The sequence below is a fragment of the Streptomyces sp. NPDC042371 genome, assembly GCF_056437465.1.
Window position 1 is genome coordinate 40,548 of the sequence record NZ_JBWKAP010000008.1, and the last position, 19,306, is coordinate 59,853.

The window sequence follows — 19,306 nt, forward strand, 5'->3', positions numbered from 1 at the left end:
ACAATGCTGGACATCCCCTCACCAGTGCGTGTACATCTTGAGACATAGCTAGCGGCGCATAATGACATGGGGGTTTGCAATGCTTTTGAGCATTACGCACCGGCCGGAAAGCCGTCAGCCATGAACGCCCCGCACCTTCCGAAAGTGGCCGGAATCGATTCCACTGTTCCGCCACCGGCACACACTGTCGCGCCCAGCGCGCAGACCACACCCGCCGCGGCACACGCGGCGGGCGCCTTCGTTCCGAGCGCCCCCGGCGCCGTGATCCAGGACCGGCTCGCGGGCTGGGTCTCCGACCTCACCACGCTGCAGGAACTCACCGAGCGGCTCGCCCGCACGGCCACCCTGGACGAGGCCGTGCGCGAGTTCCTGCGCGCCGGCGCGTCCCTGGTGGGCGCCCGGCGCGGGCTCGCGGTCATCGAGCCCGCCGACGGCCTGGGCCCCGAGACCACCTTCGGCCTCGGACTCGGCCGCGCCGAACTCGGGCACATCGAGACGGTGCCGCGCGGCGCCACCTCGTACGGCAGGATCCTGGACGCCGCCGAGGGCAGGCCCGGCACCGTGCCGCACGAGATCGCGCAGCCCGACCTCCTCGCCGACGAGGGCCTCGACCCCCGCCACCGCGAAGTCGCCGCCGTCCTCGGCTACGCCGCGAGCTACGCCCTGCCCCTCGCCACCGAAGCGGCGGGCCGGATCGGCGCCGCCGTCTGGCTCTACGACGAGCCCGCCGAACCGGACGAGCGCCGTCGCCACCTCGTCGGGCTCTACGCCCGCCAAGCCACCGAGCACGTGGCGCAGCTGCTCGTCCTGGAGCGCGCCCGCACGACCGAGGCCACCCTCCGCGAGGAGCTCATGCCCTCCCGGCTGCCCCGGGTCGCCGGAGTGCAGCTCGCCGCCCGGCACCGCACCGGACCGCGCGGCGGCGGCGACTGGCACGACGCGCTGCCGCTGCCGGACGCGGCCCTCGGCCTCGCGGTCGGCTCCGTCACCGGGTCGGGCCCCAGCGCCGTGGCCGCGATGGGCCGCCTGCGCGCCTCCCTGCGGGCGTACGCGGTGATGGAGGGCGAGGACCCCGTCGCCGTCCTCTCCGACCTGGAGCTGCTGCTGCGGCTGACCGAGCCCGCGCGGTCGGCGACGGCACTCTTCGCGTACTGCGAGCCCGCCCTGCGCAAGATCGTCCTCGCCGGTGCCGGGCACAGCCCGCCGCTGATCGTCGGGGAGCGGCGCACGGAGTTCGTGGAGACCTCCCTGTCCGCGCCGCTCGGCATGCTCGCCTGCTGGGAGGCGCCGAGCGTGGAGATCAGCCCGGAGCCCGGAGAAACGGTGCTTCTCTACACCGACGGGCTTCTGCACCGCACCGGCGACCCGATGGACCGGGCCTTCGCGCGGCTGCACTCGGCGGCGGCGAGCGTCCCCAAGGCCATCAGGGACGACCCCGGCGCGATCGCCGATCACGTGCTGCACACCGTCCTGCCGGACGGGCTCGACGCCGTGGACAGCGACGAGGACGTGGTGCTGCTGGCGGCCCGCTTCGAGTGAGCGTGGTCCACGCGCGCGTGGCGGCCTTCCGGGTGAGACTCCGGGCACGCTGTGTAAGTGGCCTTCCGGCCCTGGGACCCCTTCCGTACGCCCGTACGATGGAGGACGGCCCAGTGTCGTACATAGGAGGCAGATCGTGTCGGAGGCGCTCAACCCGGCGAACCCGGAAGAGACCGAAGAAGAGCCGATCAAGCAGCGCAAGAACGGCCTGTACCCGGGCGTTTCCGATGAGCTTGCCGAGAGCATGAAGTCCGGCTGGGCCGACACCGAGCTGCACGACCTGCAGCCGATCGCGCAGGCCGAACACACCGCAGCCCGCCGTGCCGCGCTCTCCGCGCGTTTCCCGGGCGAGCGTCTGGTGATCCCTGCCGGGAACCTGAAGACCCGCTCGAACGACACCGAGTACGCCTTCCGCGCCTCCGTCGAGTACGCCTACCTGTCCGGCAACCAGACCGAGGACGGCGTCCTGGTCCTGGAGCCGACCGCCACGGGTCACGACGCGACGATCTACCTGCTGCCCCGCTCCAACCGCGAGAACGGCGAGTTCTGGCTGGACGGCCAGGGCGAGCTCTGGGTCGGCCGCCGCCACTCCCTCACCGAGGCCGAGAAGCACTACGGCATCCCCGCTTCCGACGTGCGCGAGCTCGCCGACAAGCTGCGCGAGGCCACCGGCCCGGTCCGCGTCGTGCGCGGCTACGACGCAGGCATCGAGGCGGCCCTGACCGACAAGGTCACCGCCGAGCGCGACGAGGAGCTGCGCGTCTTCCTCTCCGAGGCCCGCCTGGTCAAGGACGAGTTCGAGATCGGCGAGCTGCAGAAGGCCTGCGACTCCACCGCCCGCGGCTTCGAGGACGTCGTGAAGGTCCTCGACAAGGCCGAGGCCACCAGCGAGCGCTACATCGAGGGCACGTTCTTCCTGCGCGCCCGCGTCGAGGGCAACGACATCGGCTACGGCTCGATCTGCGCCGCGGGCCCGCACGCCACCACCCTGCACTGGGTGCGCAACGACGGCGCCGTCCGCTCCGGCGAGCTGCTCCTGCTCGACGCCGGTGTGGAGACGCACTCGTACTACACCGCGGACATCACGCGGACGCTGCCGATCAACGGCCGCTTCAACGAGCTCCAGAAGAAGATCTACGACGCCGTGTACGAGGCCCAGGAGGCCGGTATCGCGGCGGTGAAGCCGGGCGGCAAGTTCCGCGACTTCCACGACGCGTCGCAGCGTGTGCTCGCCGAGAAGCTGGTCGAGTGGGGTCTCGTCGAGGGCCCCGTCGAGCGCGTCCTGGAGCTGGGCCTGCAGCGCCGCTGGACGCTGCACGGCACCGGCCACATGCTCGGCATGGACGTCCACGACTGCGCCGCCGCGCGCACCGAGGCGTACGTGGACGGGACGCTGGAGCCCGGCATGTGCCTGACGGTCGAGCCCGGCCTGTACTTCCAGGCGGACGACCTGACCGTGCCCGAGGAGTACCGCGGCATCGGCGTCCGGATCGAGGACGACATCCTCGTGACGGCGGACGGCAACAAGAACCTGTCGGCCGCGCTGCCGCGTACGTCGGATGACGTCGAGGCGTGGATGGCGCAGCTCAAGGGCTGAGTCGGAGCCGAATACCGAATTCGGCTCGTAGTACGGCGAAGGGCCGGTTCCCCCCGGAGGGGGACCGGCCCTTCGGCGTTCGATCGCCTCACCGCGCCGCCCGGCGGGGGAATCCCAGCGCCACCAGAGCCGTCAGCGCGATGCCCGCCGTGGCGACGAGGAGTGCGGCGCGCGTGCCGTCGGCCGTGGCCGCCGCCGAGGCGTCCTCGCCGAGGCCCGCGATGCCGACCAGGACCGCGAGCCCCACCGCGCCGCCGATCTGCTGGGCCGTGGACGCCATGCCCGATGCGATGCCCTGCTCGTGGCCCGCGATGCCCGCGGACGCGGCGCCGAACATCAGGGTGTAGCCCGCCCCCTGGCCGAGTCCGAGGATCAGGAAGCCGGGGACCAGTGCGGCGTACGAGCCTTCGGCGGACATCGCCGAGGCCACCAGGGCCGTGCCCGCCGCGCCGAGGGCCAGGGAGCCCGTCATGGCGGTGCGGGTGCCGAGGCGCGTGGTGATCCGGCCCGCGAGGAGCGAGCCCGCGGTGATCGCCACCATCGGGACGAGGTAGGCGAGGCCGGTGCGCAGGGCGCTGTAGCCGAGCACGTTCTGGAAGTAGAGCGTGAGGAAGTAGGCGAGGCTGCCGATCGTCGCCATGAAGAGGAACGTCACTGCCATGCCGGTGCGCAGGCCACGGCCGCGCAGCAGCCGCAGCGGCATCAGGGGGTCGCGGGTGCGCGCCTCGACGAGGAGGAACGCGGCGAGCAGGGTCGCGCCCGCCACCGCCGGGAGGACGACGGTCGCCGAAAGCCAGCCCGAATCGGGTCCCTGGACGAGGGCGAAGACGAGGCCGGTGACGCCGAGCGTCGAGGTCAGCGCGCCCGGCAGGTCGATGCGGCGGCCCGCGCGGGCCGCGGTGTCCGGGGCGATGAGGCGGACCGCGGCGCCCACCGCGATCAGGGCGAGCGGCACATTGACGTACAGGACCGAGCGCCAGCCGAGGAGCTCCGTCAGGACGCCGCCGAGCAGGGCGCCCACGATGAGTCCGCTGCCGCCCGCCGCGCCCCACACCGAGAGGGCGCGGTTGCGCTCGCGGCCCTCGGCGAAGAGCGTGCCGACGAGGGTGAGGGTCGCGGGGAAGAGGAACGCGCCGCCGATGCCCTGCACCGCGCGGGCCCCGATCAGCAGACCCGGACCGGTGGCGAGAGCGCCTGCGAGCGACGAGACCCCGTACAGGCTCAGGCCGAGCACGAACATCCGGCGCGGTCCGAACAGGTCGCAGGCACGGCCGCCGAGGAGCAGGAAGCCGCCGAAGGCGACCGCGTACGCGCTGATCACCCACTGCAGGTGCTGCGCGGAGAAGCCGAGGCCGCTGCCTATCTGGGGCAGCGCCACATACACGATGTTGTAGTCGACGGAGATGATCAGTTGGGCGAAGGCGAGGAGGGCGAGGGTCGCGGCGCTCGCCGTGCGGCGAGCGAGGGCGGGGGCCGGGACGGCGGCCGGGCGGGGGCCGACCGCCGTCTCCATGGAGGTGGCCATCAGTGGGCCACCCGCTCGTCCTCGCCCGCGACCTTGGCGGTGCTCAGGGCGATGCGGTTCCAGGTGTTGATGGTGAAGATCAGGGCGAGGACGCGGGCCAGTTCGGACTCGTCGAAGTGCCGAGTGGCCTCTACGTAGACGTCGTCCGGGATGCCGCCCTGCGACACGAGGGTGACCGACTCGGTCAGGGCGAGGGCGGCCTGCTCCTTCTCCGTGAAGAAGTTACGGGCCTCGCGCCACACGCCGATCATGTGCAGCCGCGCCTCGTCCTCGCCCGCCTTGCGGGCGTCGGAGGTGTGCATGTGGAGGCAGTACGCGCAGCCGTTGAGGAGCGAGGCGCGGATCTGGATGAGCTCCACCAGGGCCGGGTCGAGGCCGTCGCGGGCGGCGGCGTCGAAGCCGATGAGGGCCTTGAAGGCCTTGGGGGCGGCCTTGGCGAAGTTGAGGCGGGGGGTGGGAGTGGTCGAGGCGCCGGGGGCGGTGGTGGAGGCGGCGGTGGCGGTCTGCGTGGCGTTCGTGTTGTTCGTCATGACTATGAATCTAGGCCTCTGAAAGACCTCGGGTAGGGTGCATTTTCATGCCAGAATCATGGGTCAATTTGGCAGAGCGCATCGGCAGTGACCTGCATGTGGACCTGTCAGGTCCCGGCAGCCGCCGCGCCGTTCTCATCCGTGCGCTGCGGGACGCCGTGCGCGAGGGCAGACTCGCCCCCGGCACCCGTCTGCCGCCCTACCGCTCGCTCGCCGCCGACCTCGGCCTGGCGCGGAACACCGTCGCCGACGCCTATGCCGAACTGGTCGCCGAGGGCTGGCTGACGGCCCGGCAGGGGTCGGGGACGCGGGTGGCGGAGCGGGTGCGGCCGCCCAAGCGCCCGCGCAAGCCGAAACCCGCCCCCACGCGCTCCGAGGCGCCCGCGTACAACCTGCGCCAGGGCACGCCGGACGCGTCCTCCTTCCCCCGTGCCGCCTGGCTCGCGGCCGCGCGGCGGGCTCTGAACGCCGCGCCCAACGAGGCGTTCGGGCCTGGCGATCCGCGCGGCCGCGTGGAACTGCGCCGGGCGCTCGCCGACTATCTGACGCGGGCCCGCGGGGTGCGCGCCGACCCCGAACGCATCGTGGTCTGCTCCGGGTTCGCGCACGCGCTGCGGCTGCTGTTCGCGGGGGCGCGCGGCGCGGGAGGCGGGGTGCTGCGCGGGCCGTTCGCCGTGGAGTCGTACGGGCTCGGGTTCCACCGCGAGATCCTGGAGGACTCGGGCGTACGGACCGTTCCCCTGGGTCTGGACGAACAGGGCACGCGCGTGGCGGAGTTGGCCGATGCGCCACGCGCGCGTGGTGTCCTGCTCACGCCCGCCCACCAGTTCCCGACCGGCGGCCCCCTGCACGCCACCCGGCGCGCGGCGGTCGTCGACTGGGCGCGCGGCAGCGGCGGACTCGTCCTTGAGGATGACTACGACGGGGAGTTCCGTTACGACCGCGAGCCGGTCGGCGCCGTGCAGGGCCTGGACCCCGAACGGGTCGTCTATCTCGGCTCGGTCAGCAAGAGCCTGTCCCCCGCGGTGCGCATCGGCTGGATGGTCCTGCCCGAGCAGCTCGTCGACGGCGTCCTCGCGGCCAAGGGGGAGCGGGAGGCGTGGGCGAGCGTCCTCGACCAGCTCACGCTCGCCGACTTCATCGCCTCCGGACAGTACGACCGGCACATCCGCCGGATGCGGCAGCGCTACCGGCACCGCCGCGACCGCCTCGTCACCGCCCTCGCCGAGCGGGCCCCGCACATCACGGCCACCGGCATCGCGGCGGGCCTGCACGCGGTGCTGAGGCTGCCGCCGGGGACGGAGGCGTCCGTGGTCAAGGCGGCGGCCTGGCAGGGGATCGCGCTGGACGGCCTCGCGGCGTTCCGCCATCCGCGGGCGACGATGCCCGCGGGGGACGGGCTCGTCGTCGGTTATTCGACGCCTACGGAGCACGCGTACGGGGCGGCTCTGGAGGCGCTGCTGCGGGCGCTGCCGCCGTCCTCCTGAGAAATAAGCGCGGTCCAGTGATCGTTGAGGGCAATTGCCGTACCGGACGACACAGGGGGAAACGGGCCGTGAGCAGTACGAACAGCACCGCGGGGACACGCGGCGACGACAGGATCAACGACGACGGGGTCGACAACGCCAGCCCCTTCAACCGCCGCGTCATCGAGGAGTTCCGCGCGAACGGGGGCCAGGTAGGCGGGCCCTTCGAGGGCGTGAGCCTCCTCCTTCTGACCACGCGCGGCGCGAAGAGCGGACTGCCGCGGACGACTCCGGCGGTCTATCTGCCGGATCCCCCGGCGGCGGCCCCGGACCCCGCGCACGGCCGCCTGATCGTCTTCGCCTCCAACGGCGGCTCCGAGAAGGCCCCCGGCTGGTACCACAACCTCGTCAAGGACCCTTCGGTCGTCGTCGAGGTGGGCGGCGAGCGGTACGAGGCCCTGGCCACGCCCGTCGACGCGGGCGAGCACGACGAGCTGTGGCGCCGCCAGATCGAACGCGACCCGAACTTCGCGGAATTCCGGGACCGCGCCCCGCGCACGATTCCGGTGATCGCGTTGACCCGTGCGGGTCATACCTCCGGATGAGTCCCCTGAGTCCTTATGCCGTCAGCAACGGCATCATCAACGGCGCGTCCTCGCGCCACTTGAGGATCTTGTCGAAGCTGATCACCGCTCCGCCGCCCCTGCCCGGCTTGTTGCCGAGGTGGACGTGGTCGGCGAGTTCTTCGATCAGGCACAGGCCCCGGCCGTGTTCGTCCGTCTCCGTGGCGGCCGGCCGGGGCGCCGGACAGCCGTGCGACGTCGCGGGAAAGCCGGGCCCGGAGTCGGTCACCTCGATGCGGCACTTCTCGCCGTCCAGGTAGGCAGTGACCCGGTATCCGCCCGGCGTGCCCCCGGGCGCACCCGCACCGCCGTGCTCGACGGCGTTGGCACACGCTTCGCTGAGGGCCACCGACAGGTCGTAGGAGACGTCCGGGTCCACGCCCGCGGTCTCCATCGCGCCGATCAGCAGACGGCGGGCGAGCGGGACGCTCGCGGCTTCGCGCCGCAAATGGAGAGACCACCAGATGCTCATGCTCCAGCCTCCTGGCTGCGGCTCGACATACCGATACCTATTGCCGCCCGCGCACCCGAATAAGCGCCCGATGGACGTGATGCCGCCCATACGGCGGATGCGCACCCGCCGCCACTCGGTGTAGGACGGCGCGGCGAGGACGGCCGTGCGTGATCCGACTGTGCCCGCCCATGCCCCACCTATCACCTGGAACAGGACCTTCCGGACCTGCCGTGTGCCCGGGGTGAGCCCAGTGCGATGATGGCCCGGCCATGACTGCCCCCCATCAGCGCCAGCCGCGCGACGGAGCCGACCTCCGGCTGCTGAGGGCCGCGACGTTCGCCGCGGTCTGTGTCGTGCTGTCCGCCGGGGGCCATGTGCTCGCTTCCTGCGTCACCGTCCCGCTGTGGACGCTGGGCGTGGGCTTCATCGCCGTCCTCGCGGTCGCGCTGCCGCTCGCCGGGCGGGCCCGCTCGCTGCCCGGCATCGCCGCGCTGCTCGCGGCCGGACAGCTGGGCCTGCACGCCCTGTTCGGCCTCGGCCAGCACGGCACGGCGTCGGCGACGACCGCCGTGAGCGGTGACGCGTCCCTGGTGGAGCGGGCCGCGCGCCTGGTCTGCGGGGCGGGCGCCGCGACGATCACGCCCGCGCAGGCCCACCGGATCCTCACCACCGCCGGGCTCGGCCCCGGCGGAGCGGCCGGTTCCGGAGCGGGTCGGTCCGCGGGGCACCGGCACGGCGGCTCCGCCGCCTCGGCCGCGGACACGGCGCTGGACTCGATGACGACCGGCACGCCGGGCAACGGCGGCATGGGGTCGATGGCCCACATGGGGCTCGTGCCCTCCCTGCCGATGCTCATCGCGCACGTCCTCGCGGCCCTCGCCGCGGGCTGGCTGCTCCGCCGCGGCGACATCGCGCTGCTCCGCCTCGTCCGGCTCGCCGACGGGGCGCACGGGGTCGCCGAAGGGGCTCTCGTACGTTCCCTGCGCTCGGCGCTCACGCTCGTACACGCCCTGCGGGCAGGTCTGCCGGGCGCGCCCGAGACAGCCGGGCCGCGGGCTCCCCGCACCGCGCTGCTCGTACCGCGGAAGCCGCGCACGGTCGCGCTCGAAGACGCGGTGATCAGGCGCGGCCCTCCGGCCGACGCCCGCGACGTCGAACTCGCCGCCTGACGCGACACACTCCACACCGCAGTACGGAGAAGCACTCCACACCGCAGTACGGAGGGGTCGCTCGGCGCGCACGCGCGCGTGCCCGCACGGCCGCGCTCACCTCACCTATCCCGTACTTCGAATCCCGTACCCGGCACGGCGTCCCGCACCCCGGGCCGGTCACCACTGACGAAAGTGGAGTGTCCCTGTCATGAAGATGTCCCGTATCGCCGCCGTCGGCACCGTCGCCGCCTCCGCCGTTCTCGTGCTCTCGGCGCCCGCGTTCGCGCACGTCAGCGTCTCGCCGGAGGGCCAGGCCGCCAAGGGTGGTTACGCGACGGTCAACTTCAAGGTGCCCAACGAGCAGGACGACGCGTCGACCAACAAGGTCGAGGTCGCCTTCCCGAGCGACCACCCGCTCGCCTCCGTCATGACGCAGCCCGTCCCCGGCTGGACCGCGAAGGTCACCAAGACCAAGCTCGACAAGCCGTTGGAGATCCACGGCGAGAAGATCGACGAGGCCGTCTCCAAGGTCACCTGGACCGCCGACGGCAAGGGCATCCAGCCCGGCACCTTCCAGAAGTTCCCGGTCTCCATGGGCCAGCTGCCCGAGGACGCCGACGCGCTCGTCTTCAAGGCGATCCAGACGTACGACAACAAGGACGTCGTCCGCTGGATCGAGCCGCAGCAGAAGGGCCAGGAGGAGCCGGAGCACCCGGCGCCCACCCTCGAACTGACCGCCGCTGAGGAGGGCCACGGCGCCACGGCCGACACCGCGAAGGCGGACGACAAGTCCGACAAGACCGAGAGCGCGTCGTCGGATTCCTCCGACAGCAGCGACACCACCGCGCGCGTCCTCGGCATCGTCGGCATCGTCGTCGGCGCCGCGGGCCTCGCGTTCGGCGTGGTCGCCGGCCGCCGCCGCGCCACGAGCTGAGCTGTCGGCTGAGCCCCCTCGGGGTGCACCGGCGCGGCACACGGCCGCCCCGGTGCACCCCGGCCCCCTCACATCTGGGACATTTTCGTATGCGCACGAAGAGCACGAACAAGAAGCTCGCCGCCGCTGCCCTGCTGGCCGTGGCCGCCCTCACCCTGACCGCCTGCGGCGGCGGTGACGACAAGAAGTCGGTCGCCGACGTCTCCGTGGAGTCCGACTCGGGCAAGGCCGCCACGGTCCTCGACAAGCCGTACAAGAAGCCGAACCTGGTCCTCAAGGACACCCACGGCAAGAAGTACGACCTGCGCGAGGAGACCAAGGGACAGCCGACGCTGATCTACTTCGGTTACACGCACTGCCCCGACGTCTGCCCGCTGACGATGAACAACATCGCGGTCGCCAAGAAGGCCCTGCCCAAGGCCGACCAGGACAAGCTCAAGGTCGTTTTCGTCACCACCGACCCCGAGCGCGACACCCCCGCCGAGCTCGGCAAGTGGCTCAAGGGCGTGGACGCCGACTTCGTCGGTCTGACCGGCGACTTCGCCACCATCCAGGCAGGCGCCCGCCAGCTCGCCATCAGCATCGAACCGTCCAAGAAGGACAAGAACGGCAAGATCGTTTCGATGCACGGCACGCAGGTCCTCGCCTTCTCGCCGAAGAACGACGCGGGATACGTCCTCTACGGAGAGGACGCCACCGCCGGCGACTACACCAAGGACCTCCCCAAGCTCCTCAAGGGACAGACCCCGTGAACCACCGCACCACCAAGCACCGCGCACTCGCAGGCGGGGCCATAGCGCTGGCCGCCGCCCTCACCCTCGCGGGCTGCAACGACGACTCGGACTCCGGCTCCGGGAACACCGCGAAGAAGCCCGAGATCAAGGTCAGCGGGGCCTACGTCCCCGAGCCCACCATGGACGACATGGCGGCGGGCTTCCTCACGCTGACGAACGGCGGCGGCGCCGACAAGCTCACCTCCGCCACCAGCGACGCCGCGGGCTCCATCACGCTGCACAGCACCAAGGGCGGCGCGATGAAGGAGGAGAAGACCTTCGACGTACCGGCGAACGGCAAGCTCGCCTTCGTCAGCGGCGGCAACCACCTGATGCTGGAGAAGCTCAAGCACAAGCCGAAGAAGGGCGAGAAGGTCGCCCTGACGCTGCACTTCCAGAAGTCGGACCCGATCACGGTCGAGGTGCCGGTCAAGGAAGCGACGTACAACCCGAAGCAGCACGGCGACGCCACCGCCTCGCACGACTCGAACGCCTCACACACGTCGCACAAGTCGCACTGAGGGACGGACCGTTGATGCAGACCATCGCTCCCCGCTCCAGGATCCCCGGCTCCGGGAGAGTTCCCCGGACCGGAACCACTCCCCGCCTCTGGCGGCTCCTTCTGGTGCTCCTCGCCGCGACCGGCGTCTTCTTCGGCGGCGCCGCGCCCTCGTCCGCGCACGCCGCGCTGACCGGCAGCGACCCGAAGCAGGGAGCGGTGGTCGACCGGGCCCCCGACCAGGTGAAGCTCACCTTCTCGGAGAAGGTCGCCATGTCGGACGGCTCGGTGCGGGTGCTCGACCCGTCCGGCAAGCGCGTCGACACCAAGAAGACCACCGACCTGGGCTCCAACACCTACGGCGTGCGGCTCCGTCCCGGCCTGCCCGACGGCACCTTCACCGTCGCCTACCAAGTGGTGTCCGCCGACAGCCACCCGGTCGCGGGTGCCTTCACGTTCTCCATCGGCGCGCCCTCCGACACCAAGGTCGCGCTGCCCGACCAGGAGGCGGGCGGCGGCCTCGTCGGCGCGCTCTACGACATCGCACGCTACTTCTCGTACGCCGGGTTCATCCTGCTCGTCGGCGGCGCCGCGTTCGTCCTGGGCTGCTGGCCGCGGGGCGCGGGGGCACGGCCCGTGCAGCGGCTCGTGACGGCGGGCTGGGTCGCGCTCACCGCCTCCACCCTTCTCCTGCTGCTCCTGCGGGCCCCCTACACGGGCTCCGGAAAGCTCGCGGACGCCTTCGACATGGGCAAGCTCGGCGACGTCCTCAACACCAAGACGGGCGCCTCCCTGGTCTCCCGGCTGCTGCTGCTCGCCGCCGCCGCGCTGTTCATCGCGGTGCTCTTCGGGGCGTACGTGAAGCGTGAGGGGCCCGATCAGGCCGCCGAGAAGAAGGACCTCACCTTCGGGCTCGCCATCGGCGGCACCGTCGTGGCCCTCGGCATCGCGGCGACGTGGGCGATGGCCGAGCACGCCTCGACCGGCATCCAGTCCGGCATCGCGATGCCCGTCGACGTGCTGCACCTGCTGGCCGTCGCCACCTGGCTGGGCGGGCTCGCGGCGCTGCTCGTCGCGCTGTTCCGCACGACCGCGGTGGACGCCTCGGCCGTGCAGCGGTTCTCGACCGTGGCGTTCACCAGCGTCTGCGTGCTGGCCGCCACCGGCACCTACCAGGCGTGGCGGCAGGTCGGCTCGTGGTCGGCGCTGACCGGCACCTCGTACGGGCAGCTGCTCCTCGTCAAGATCGGTCTGGTCGCCGTCCTGGTGGGCGTCGCCTCCGTCTCGCGGCGGTGGACCGGGCGGATCGCCACCGAGGCGAGCGGTCTCGCCCCGGAGTCCGAGGCCGCAGTGGTCGTCGAGCAGCGCGCGAAGCAGACGTCGAAGAAGCCCCAGAAGAAGCCGGTCACGGTGCCTGCCGCCGCCCGGGGCACGGACGACACCGAGCGCTCCGCCCAACTGGCGCGCCAGCAGGCCGCCATGGACACCGCGCGCGACAAGCGCATCCGCGACGCCGACCCGCACCGCTCGGGCCTGCGCCGCTCGGTGCTCGCCGAGGCATCCATCGCCGTCGTCCTGCTGGGCGTGACGACGTTCCTGACCACCACCGAGCCGGGCCGCACCGAGGAGGAGGCCGCCAAGGCCACGTCCGCGGCGGCCGCGCAGCGCTCGGGCCCGCTCCAGCTCAAGGTGCCCTTCGACACGGGCGGCACCGACGGCAAGGGCACCGTGCAGCTGGACCTCGACCCCGGCCGCAGCGGCAGCAACACCCTGCACATGTATGTGAAGCGCCCCAACGGCAGCGCTTTCGACGTCCCCGAGGTGAAGGTCTCCTTCACCAACGAGTCCAAGGACGTCGGCCCGCTGCCCGTCGCCCCGGACCACATCGCCACCGGACACTGGAGCGCGAACGGCGTGCAGATCCCGATGGCAGGCAACTGGAAGATCGCGGTGACGGTGCGGACCTCCGACATCGACCAGATCACCGTGAAGAAGAACGCGCAGATCGGCTGAACGGAACAACCACCATGGCGGACAACGGGATTTCCAGGCGGCGGCTGATCGGTACCGCAGGCGCGACGGGCCTCGCGCTCGGCGCGGCGGGCGGCGCCGTCGGGTACGCGGCGGCGCCCTCGGACGCCGCCGCGGGCTCCGCGGGATCGTCGACGGCGGAGCTGGCCTCCCTGGGCGCCGATCGGGTGATGTTTCACGGGAAACATCAGCCCGGCATCACCACGCCGCTCCAGTCCCGTGGCCATCTGATCGCCTTCGACCTGTCGGCGGACGCGGGCCGCAAGGAGGCGGCGGCCCTGCTGCGCCGCTGGTCGGCGACGGCCGAGCGGCTGATGGCGGGCGAGCAGGCCGACGGCAGGGACACGGCCGTCGCCCGGGACGCGGGGCCGTCCTCGCTCTCCGTCACCTTCGGATTCGGCGCTTCCTTCTTCTCCCGCACGGGCCTGGAGAAGCAGCGCCCGACCGCTCTGGACCCGCTGCCCGACTTCTCATCCGACCACCTCGACAAGGCGCGCAGCAACGGCGATCTGTGGGTGCAGATCGGCGCGAACGACCCGCTCGTCGCCTTCCACGCGCTGCGCGCGATCCAGAAAGAGGCGTCGGGGACCGCGCGGGTGCGCTGGCAGATGAACGGTTTCAACCGCTCGCCGGGCGCCACCGCGCGGCCGATGACGACCCGCAACCTGATGGGCCAGATCGACGGCACGAACAACCCGAAGCCTTCGGAGAAGGACTTCGACGAGCGGCTCTTCGTGCCCTCCGACGGTGACCCGTCGTGGATGGCGGGCGGTTCCTACGTAGTCGTGCGCCGCATCCGGATGCTCCTCGACGACTGGGAGAAGCTCGGTACGAAGGCGCAGGAGGCGGTGATCGGGCGGCACAAGTCGGACGGCTCGCCGCTGACCGGCGGCACGGAGACGACCGAGCCGAAGCTCGACAAGACCGGCCCGGACGGCAAGGTCGTCATCGCCGCCAACGCGCACGCCCGCATCACCCGTCCCGACCAGAACGGCGGCGCCGCGATGCTGCGCCGCCCGTTCTCGTACCACGACGGCTTCGACGACAAGGGCGAGCCCGACGCGGGGCTGCTCTTCGTCTGCTGGCAGGCGGACCCGATGCGCGGCTTCGTGCCGGTGCAGCGCAAGCTCGACCGGGGGGACGCCCTGTCGGAGTTCATCCGGCACGAGGCGAGCGGCCTCTTCGCGGTGCCGGGCGGGGCGGGGAAGGGCGAGTACGTGGGGCAGCGGCTGCTGGAGGGGTAAGAGCCTGTGTCATAACCCCGGTCGGATCAGTGGGCGTCGTCTGGTGCGTGCGATCGCAAGGCGCCGGAGCGTCCTCGTAGCGGAGCTACTAGGACGTTTCGGCAACGCCGCGAGCGTGCGTGCCAGACGGCGACCACCCGACCGGGGTTATGACACAGGCTCTAAGGCGCCCGCAGCGGGCGGGCGCCGTTCCGTGAGACGCGTGAGCCGCGCCACGTCGGGCCCATTAGGGTGACGGTATGTCGGCGACGCGCTATACGTACCTGGGCCCCGAGGGCACTTTCACCGAGGCGGCTCTCCGTACGCTGCCCGAGGCGGCGGCCCGGGAGCTCGTCCCGATGGTCTCCGTACCGGCCACGCTGGACGCGGTCCGCAGCGGTGAGGCGGCGGCCGCGCTGGTGCCGATCGAGAACTCGGTCGAGGGCGGCGTCACCACCACCGTCGACGAGCTCGCCAAGGGCGACCCGTTGATGATCTACCGCGAGGTCGTCCTGCCGATCGCCTTCGCACTCCTCGTGCGGCCCGGCACGGAGCTCAAGGACATCAAGACGGTGACGGGCCACCCGGTGGCCCAGCCCCAGGTCCGCAACTGGCTGTCCGCCCATCTGCCGGACGCCCTGTGGGAGTCGGCCGCCTCGAACGCGGACGGCGCCCGGCTGGTCCAGGAGGGCCGCTTCGACGCGGCCTTCGCGGGTGAGTTCGCGGCGGCCACGTACGGCCTGGAAGCGCTGGTCAGCGAGATCCACGACGCGGCGAACGCCGAGACCCGCTTCGTCCTGGTCGGCCGCCCGGCCCGCCCCGCCGCGCCGACGGGCGCCGACAAGACCTCCGTCGTCATCTGGCTGGGCGACGACCACCCCGGTGCGCTGCTCGAACTGCTCCAGGAATTCGCCGTGCGCGGCGTCAACCTCATGCGGATCGAATCGCGGCCCACGGGCCAGGGCATCGGCAACTACTGCTTCTCGGTGGACACCGAGGGGCACATCACGGACCGCCGCGTCGGTGAGGCCCTGATGGGGCTCAAGCGGATCTGCCCGCAGGTGCGGTTCCTCGGGTCGTATCCGCGGGCGGGGGTGGCGACGGAGGACGTCCGGCCGCTGCGGCCCGGCACGACGGACCGCGAGTTCATGGCGGCGTCGGACTGGCTCACGCGCTGCCAGGACGGCCGTTTCTAGCCAGGCCCTACGGTCCTACCTGCAGATTTACGTTATCCACAGAAGTTATCCACAGGTGTGCGTCTCGACCTGGGGACAAGTCGACAACGAAGCACGACATGGTCGACAAATCGGCCCACAGGGCCCAACTCCGTCCACAGCCCTGCACGTCACCCCTCGTCCACTCTTTTCCATTGATCAACTCTTTGGGGCGAGGTATTTCCACTCGAAAGTGGGTGTGCGGGTGGTTTGGGGAGGGAATCCCTGGGTGCACGAAGGGCTATCGGAATGGGATGTTCCGGCATCCACAGATCTTTCGCACACCCTGTGGATAACCGTCCGGAGCCCCTGGTTCCTGTGGACAACCGCGGTGGACAAGCGGCCCAAGTCCCGCTCCGCACAAGGGGTTCGGGTCAAGGAAGCGGGTGCACTCTGCCCCATTTCGGGGAATGGCGCCCTTTTTATTGACCGAAGACCGAGACGTGTGCGGCAAGGCTTTTCCGGCCGTATCGGTGCCACGTCGATCTTGATTCGGAGCACTGGACTCCGGAAATTCATATCCCGGCAAAACGGGCATACGGTACACAATGGAATATCGAGTCGTGGGCCGGAAGCGGGCGACGGTAGCCTTGAGGGGTGATTGACCTTCGCCTGCTCCGTGAGGACCCCGACCGTGTTCGCGCCTCCCAGCGCGCCCGTGGAGAGGACGTCGCGCTAGTCGACGCCCTGCTCTCCGCCGACGAGCGGCGCAGGTCCTCCGGCCTCCGCTTCGACGAGCTCCGCGCCGAGCAGAAGGCGCTCGGCAAGCTGATCCCCAGGGCCGCGCCCGAGGAGAAGCAGGAGCTCCTGAAGAAGGCGGGCGAGCTCTCCGCCGCCGTCAAGGCCGCGGACGCCGCCCAGGGCGAGGCCGACGACGAGACCAAGCGCCTCCTGCAGCAGCTGGGCAACCTCGTCCACCCGGACGTCCCGGTCGGCGGCGAGGAGGACTTCGTCGTCCTCGACACCATCGGCACCCCGCGCGACTTCGCCGCCGAGGGCTTCGAGCCCAAGGACCACCTGGAGCTCGGCGAGTCGCTCGGCGCCATCGACGTCGAGCGCGGCGCGAAGGTCTCCGGCTCGCGCTTCTACTACCTGACGGGTGTCGGCGCCCTGCTGGAGCTGGCCCTCGTCAACGCGGCGATCGCCCAGGCGACGGAGGCCGGGTTCATCCCGATGCTGACGCCGTCGCTGGTCCGCCCCCGCGCCATGGAGGGCACGGGCTTCCTCGGCCAGGCCGCGGAGAACGTGTACCACCTGGAGAAGGACGACTACTACCTGGTCGGCACCTCCGAGGTCGCGCTCGCGGCGTACCACATGGACGAGATCATCGAGGCCGACAGGCTCCCCCTGCGGTACGCGGGCTTCTCGCCCTGCTACCGCCGCGAGGCCGGTACGTACGGCAAGGACACCCGCGGCATCTTCCGCGTCCACCAGTTCGACAAGGTCGAGATGTTCTCGTACGTCGACCCGGCGGACGCGGAGAACGAGCACCAGCGTCTCCTGGAGTGGGAGAAGCAGTGGCTGACCGGCCTCGGTCTGCCCTTCCAGGTGATCGACGTGGCGACGGGCGACCTCGGCTCCTCGGCCTCCCGCAAGTTCGACTGCGAGGCGTGGATCCCCACCCAGGGCAAGTACCGCGAGCTGACCTCGGCCTCGAACTGCGACGGCTTCCAGGCCCGCCGCCTCTCCGTGCGCATGCGCGACAACCGCGACGGCAAAAAGGTTCTGCAGCCGCTCTCGACACTGAACGGCACGCTGTGCGCCGTCCCGCGGACGATCGTGGCCATCCTGGAGAATCACCAGCAGGCCGACGGCTCCGTGGTGGTGCCCGAGGTCCTGCGTCCGTACCTCGGGGGTCGAGAGATTTTGGAGCCCATCGCCAAGTGAGCCACCCAGCTCCGGTCACGCCCTCCTTCCCGTACAAGCTGGTCGCGACCGACCTCGACGGGACGCTGCTGCGCCCCGACGACACGGTGTCCGAACGGACGCGCCACGCGCTCACCGCGGCCACCGCCGCGGGCGCGGCGCACATCGTCGTCACCGGCCGCGCGGTGCCCTGGACCCGCCACATCCTCGACGACCTCGGCTACGAGGGCATAGCGGTGTGCGGCCAGGGCGCGCAGGTGTACCACGCGGGGGAGCACCGCCTGCTCACCTCGGTGACGCTCGACCGCCAACTGGCCGGTCTGGCGCTCGCCAAGATCGAGGCGGAGATCGGCCCGCTGGCGCTCGCGGCGAGCCGCGACGGCATCGACGGCGAGGTCCTGGTCGGCCCGGGGTACGCGGTCCAGGAAGGACCGCTGCCCGCGACGCCCTTCACGGACATCGCCGACCTGTGGGCGGCGCCGCTGAACAAGCTGTACATCCAGCACCCCGGCCTGGGCGACGACGCGCTCACCGACGTGGCGCGCAAGGTCGCGGGCGATCTGGTCGGCGTGACCATGGCGGGCGAGGGCATAGTCGAACTCCTGCCGCTCGGCCTCTCCAAGGCCACGGGCCTCTCGCTCGCGGCGCGCCGCCTCGGCGCGAAGGCCGTGGACACGATCGCCTTCGGCGACATGCCGAACGACATCCCGATGTTCGCCTGGGCCGCGCACGGCGTGGCGATGGCCAACGCCCATGAGGAGCTCAAGGCGGTCGCGGACGAGGTGACGACGTCGAACGAGGCGGACGGCATCGCGGTCGTACTGGAGCGGTTGCTGGCCTGAGGCCCGGCCGAGGCCTCCTCTGGGGGGGCGGCCCGCGCAGGGATGCGGATTCTGCGCGCTCGAAGCGGCCGCCCCGGGCAGCTCCCCCGTGTGCGGGACTCCACGGAGCGAGTGACTGCTCCGAAGCCTTCCGCGGGCTGCCCTGATGGGAACTCGACGGACCCGTACTGACGGTCGCGCCGGCTCCTCTCCCAGAAGGTGAGCGCCAGACGTTCCTGACGCGGTGACACCAACTACTGTGCCTGCGGCCCGACTTCACCGCCACCGAATAAAGTCCGGGGCTCGTGGTCGAGGAGCCGGAGCGGGGCGGCTACTCCTCGCCCGCCAGGGTCAGCGAGCGGAGCTTCTGGCCCGCGTACCACGTGGCTGCTGCCGTGACCGCGATCAGGAGGACCGTCGCGACCGGCAGGCCGACGTCCGAGGTGATCAGGTCGCCCTTGCCGACCTTCTGTGCCACGGCGAGGGACCACTGCTGCACGCTGAGCGTGCGCGCTCCGGAGACCAGCGATCCGAAGAGGGCCTCCCACACCAGTGCGTAGACGAGCCCGAAGACCACGGCGTGCCGGGTGATCGTGCCGAGGAGCAGGAAGATCGCGGCGTACGTGATGGAGGCGACGAGTGCCGCGATGGTGTAGGCGATGGCGATCTGCTGGCCGTTGCCGTTGAGGATCATGCCCGCGATGAACGTGGGGATCGCGGAGAACGCCATGGTCACGGCGATGGCGACGATCAGCTTGGTGAAGATGATCGTGGGGCGCCTGACCGGCTTGGACAGCAGATAGACCACCGAGCCGTCGTCGATCTCCGGGCCGATGGCGCCCGTGCCCGCGATGACGCCGATGATCGGCACCATCGTGGCGAGCGCGAAGCCGCCGAGGACGTCGACGGCCACTTGGTCGTCGGCGCCGCTGAAGCCGCGTACCGCCGCGGAGATGGCGATCAGCAGGACGGGCAGAGCGAAGAGGATGAGTGCCCGGCGGCGGCCGAGCAGGGCCCGGTAGGTGAGCCGGGCGACAGTGGGGTTGTACATGATGGCTCC

At 71.3% G+C, this 19,306-nt stretch carries 17 protein-coding genes; 13 read left to right on the forward strand and 4 right to left on the reverse strand.

The window, feature by feature from the left end; translation table 11 throughout:
• The first annotated feature begins 66 nt into the window (after positions 1 to 66).
• Together AC068B_RS24350 and AC068B_RS24355 are read left to right on the forward strand one after the other, a co-directional pair.
• Positions 67 to 1,539 carry a PP2C family protein-serine/threonine phosphatase gene (locus tag AC068B_RS24350; protein ID WP_478673795.1) on the forward strand — a complete coding sequence of 491 codons (1,473 nt, stop codon included), beginning with the start codon at positions 67 to 69 and terminating at the stop codon, positions 1,537 to 1,539.
• Positions 1,540 to 1,675: 136 nt separating this feature from the next.
• A complete protein-coding gene (locus AC068B_RS24355; protein WP_478673796.1) occupies positions 1,676 to 3,136 on the forward strand; it encodes an aminopeptidase P family protein in 1,461 nt (486 codons plus the stop codon).
• Positions 3,137 to 3,224: 88 nt separating this feature from the next.
• On the opposite strand, the gene AC068B_RS24360 is transcribed toward AC068B_RS24355, so the two are convergent.
• Both AC068B_RS24360 and AC068B_RS24365 read right to left on the reverse strand, forming a co-directional pair.
• Entirely contained in the window at positions 3,225 to 4,661 is a 1,437-nt protein-coding gene (locus AC068B_RS24360) for an MFS transporter (protein WP_478673797.1), read from the reverse strand.
• The gene (locus AC068B_RS24365; RefSeq protein WP_478673798.1) at positions 4,661 to 5,191 is read right to left on the reverse strand and encodes a carboxymuconolactone decarboxylase family protein; all 531 of its coding nucleotides are present in this window, start codon (positions 5,189 to 5,191) and stop codon (positions 4,661 to 4,663) included. The genes AC068B_RS24360 and AC068B_RS24365 overlap by 1 nt, the downstream gene beginning before the upstream one ends.
• Before the next feature lie 47 nt (positions 5,192 to 5,238).
• On the opposite strand from AC068B_RS24365, the gene pdxR reads away from it, so the two are divergent.
• Entirely contained in the window at positions 5,239 to 6,678 is a 1,440-nt protein-coding gene (pdxR, locus tag AC068B_RS24370) for a MocR-like pyridoxine biosynthesis transcription factor PdxR (RefSeq protein WP_478673799.1), read from the forward strand.
• Between the two features lie 68 nt (positions 6,679 to 6,746).
• Positions 6,747 to 7,262 (forward strand): nitroreductase/quinone reductase family protein, encoded by a 516-nt coding sequence (locus AC068B_RS24375; protein ID WP_478673800.1) that lies wholly within the window; start codon positions 6,747 to 6,749, stop codon positions 7,260 to 7,262.
• A 13-nt stretch (positions 7,263 to 7,275) separates the two neighbouring features.
• On the opposite strand, the gene AC068B_RS24380 is transcribed toward AC068B_RS24375, so the two are convergent.
• Complete coding sequence (locus AC068B_RS24380; RefSeq protein WP_478673801.1) at positions 7,276 to 7,752, reverse strand: ATP-binding protein; 477 nt, start codon at positions 7,750 to 7,752, stop codon at positions 7,276 to 7,278.
• Between the two features lie 251 nt (positions 7,753 to 8,003).
• Between AC068B_RS24380 and AC068B_RS24385 the strand changes: the two genes are divergently transcribed.
• From AC068B_RS24385 to AC068B_RS24425, 9 genes are all read left to right on the forward strand, one after another.
• A complete protein-coding gene (locus tag AC068B_RS24385) occupies positions 8,004 to 8,903 on the forward strand; it encodes a hypothetical protein (RefSeq protein WP_478673802.1) in 900 nt (299 codons plus the stop codon).
• Positions 8,904 to 9,093: 190 nt separating this feature from the next.
• Complete coding sequence (locus AC068B_RS24390) at positions 9,094 to 9,819, forward strand: YcnI family copper-binding membrane protein (RefSeq protein ID WP_478673803.1); 726 nt, start codon at positions 9,094 to 9,096, stop codon at positions 9,817 to 9,819.
• Positions 9,820 to 9,908: 89 nt separating this feature from the next.
• Positions 9,909 to 10,571 (forward strand): SCO family protein, encoded by a 663-nt coding sequence (locus tag AC068B_RS24395; protein ID WP_468565568.1) that lies wholly within the window; start codon positions 9,909 to 9,911, stop codon positions 10,569 to 10,571.
• Entirely contained in the window at positions 10,568 to 11,113 is a 546-nt protein-coding gene (locus AC068B_RS24400; protein WP_478673804.1) for a copper chaperone PCu(A)C, read from the forward strand. Before AC068B_RS24395 ends, AC068B_RS24400 begins: the two co-directional genes overlap by 4 nt.
• A 14-nt stretch (positions 11,114 to 11,127) precedes the next feature.
• Positions 11,128 to 13,104, forward strand: coding sequence for a copper resistance CopC/CopD family protein (locus AC068B_RS24405; protein ID WP_478673805.1), 1,977 nt, complete (start codon positions 11,128 to 11,130; stop codon positions 13,102 to 13,104).
• Positions 13,105 to 13,118: 14 nt separating this feature from the next.
• Complete coding sequence (efeB, locus tag AC068B_RS24410; RefSeq protein WP_478673806.1) at positions 13,119 to 14,366, forward strand: iron uptake transporter deferrochelatase/peroxidase subunit; 1,248 nt, start codon at positions 13,119 to 13,121, stop codon at positions 14,364 to 14,366.
• Positions 14,367 to 14,605: 239 nt separating this feature from the next.
• Entirely contained in the window at positions 14,606 to 15,541 is a 936-nt protein-coding gene (gene pheA, locus AC068B_RS24415) for a prephenate dehydratase (RefSeq protein ID WP_478673807.1), read from the forward strand.
• A gap of 615 nt (positions 15,542 to 16,156) precedes the next feature.
• The gene (gene serS / locus AC068B_RS24420) at positions 16,157 to 17,446 is read left to right on the forward strand and encodes a serine--tRNA ligase (protein WP_478673808.1); all 1,290 of its coding nucleotides are present in this window, start codon (positions 16,157 to 16,159) and stop codon (positions 17,444 to 17,446) included.
• Positions 17,443 to 18,267: an HAD family hydrolase gene (locus AC068B_RS24425; protein ID WP_478673809.1), complete on the forward strand. Its 825-nt coding sequence runs from the start codon at positions 17,443 to 17,445 to the stop codon at positions 18,265 to 18,267. Before serS ends, AC068B_RS24425 begins: the two co-directional genes overlap by 4 nt.
• 310 nt (positions 18,268 to 18,577) lie before the next feature.
• Here the strand turns inward: AC068B_RS24425 and AC068B_RS24430 are convergent, their stop codons facing one another.
• Entirely contained in the window at positions 18,578 to 19,297 is a 720-nt protein-coding gene (locus AC068B_RS24430) for an ABC transporter permease (protein WP_356261208.1), read from the reverse strand.
• Positions 19,298 to 19,306 lie beyond the last annotated feature (9 nt).

Bases quoted from the DNA above. Each gene is read 5' to 3' on its own strand.
- AC068B_RS24360 (WP_478673797.1), bottom strand. From the start codon at position 4,661: ATGGCCACCTCCATGGAGACGGCGGTCGGCCCCCGCCCGGCCGCCGTC.
- AC068B_RS24395 (WP_468565568.1), top strand. From the start codon at position 9,909: ATGCGCACGAAGAGCACGAACAAGAAGCTCGCCGCCGCTGCCCTGCTG.
- pdxR (WP_478673799.1), top strand. From the start codon at position 5,239: ATGCCAGAATCATGGGTCAATTTGGCAGAGCGCATCGGCAGTGACCTG.
- efeB (WP_478673806.1), top strand. From the start codon at position 13,119: ATGGCGGACAACGGGATTTCCAGGCGGCGGCTGATCGGTACCGCAGGC.
- AC068B_RS24385 (WP_478673802.1), top strand. From the start codon at position 8,004: ATGACTGCCCCCCATCAGCGCCAGCCGCGCGACGGAGCCGACCTCCGG.
- AC068B_RS24430 (WP_356261208.1), bottom strand. From the start codon at position 19,297: ATGTACAACCCCACTGTCGCCCGGCTCACCTACCGGGCCCTGCTCGGC.
- AC068B_RS24380 (WP_478673801.1), bottom strand. From the start codon at position 7,752: ATGAGCATCTGGTGGTCTCTCCATTTGCGGCGCGAAGCCGCGAGCGTC.
- pheA (WP_478673807.1), top strand. From the start codon at position 14,606: ATGTCGGCGACGCGCTATACGTACCTGGGCCCCGAGGGCACTTTCACC.
- AC068B_RS24365 (WP_478673798.1), bottom strand. From the start codon at position 5,191: ATGACGAACAACACGAACGCCACGCAGACCGCCACCGCCGCCTCCACC.
- AC068B_RS24350 (WP_478673795.1), top strand. From the start codon at position 67: ATGGGGGTTTGCAATGCTTTTGAGCATTACGCACCGGCCGGAAAGCCG.
- AC068B_RS24405 (WP_478673805.1), top strand. From the start codon at position 11,128: ATGCAGACCATCGCTCCCCGCTCCAGGATCCCCGGCTCCGGGAGAGTT.
- AC068B_RS24390 (WP_478673803.1), top strand. From the start codon at position 9,094: ATGAAGATGTCCCGTATCGCCGCCGTCGGCACCGTCGCCGCCTCCGCC.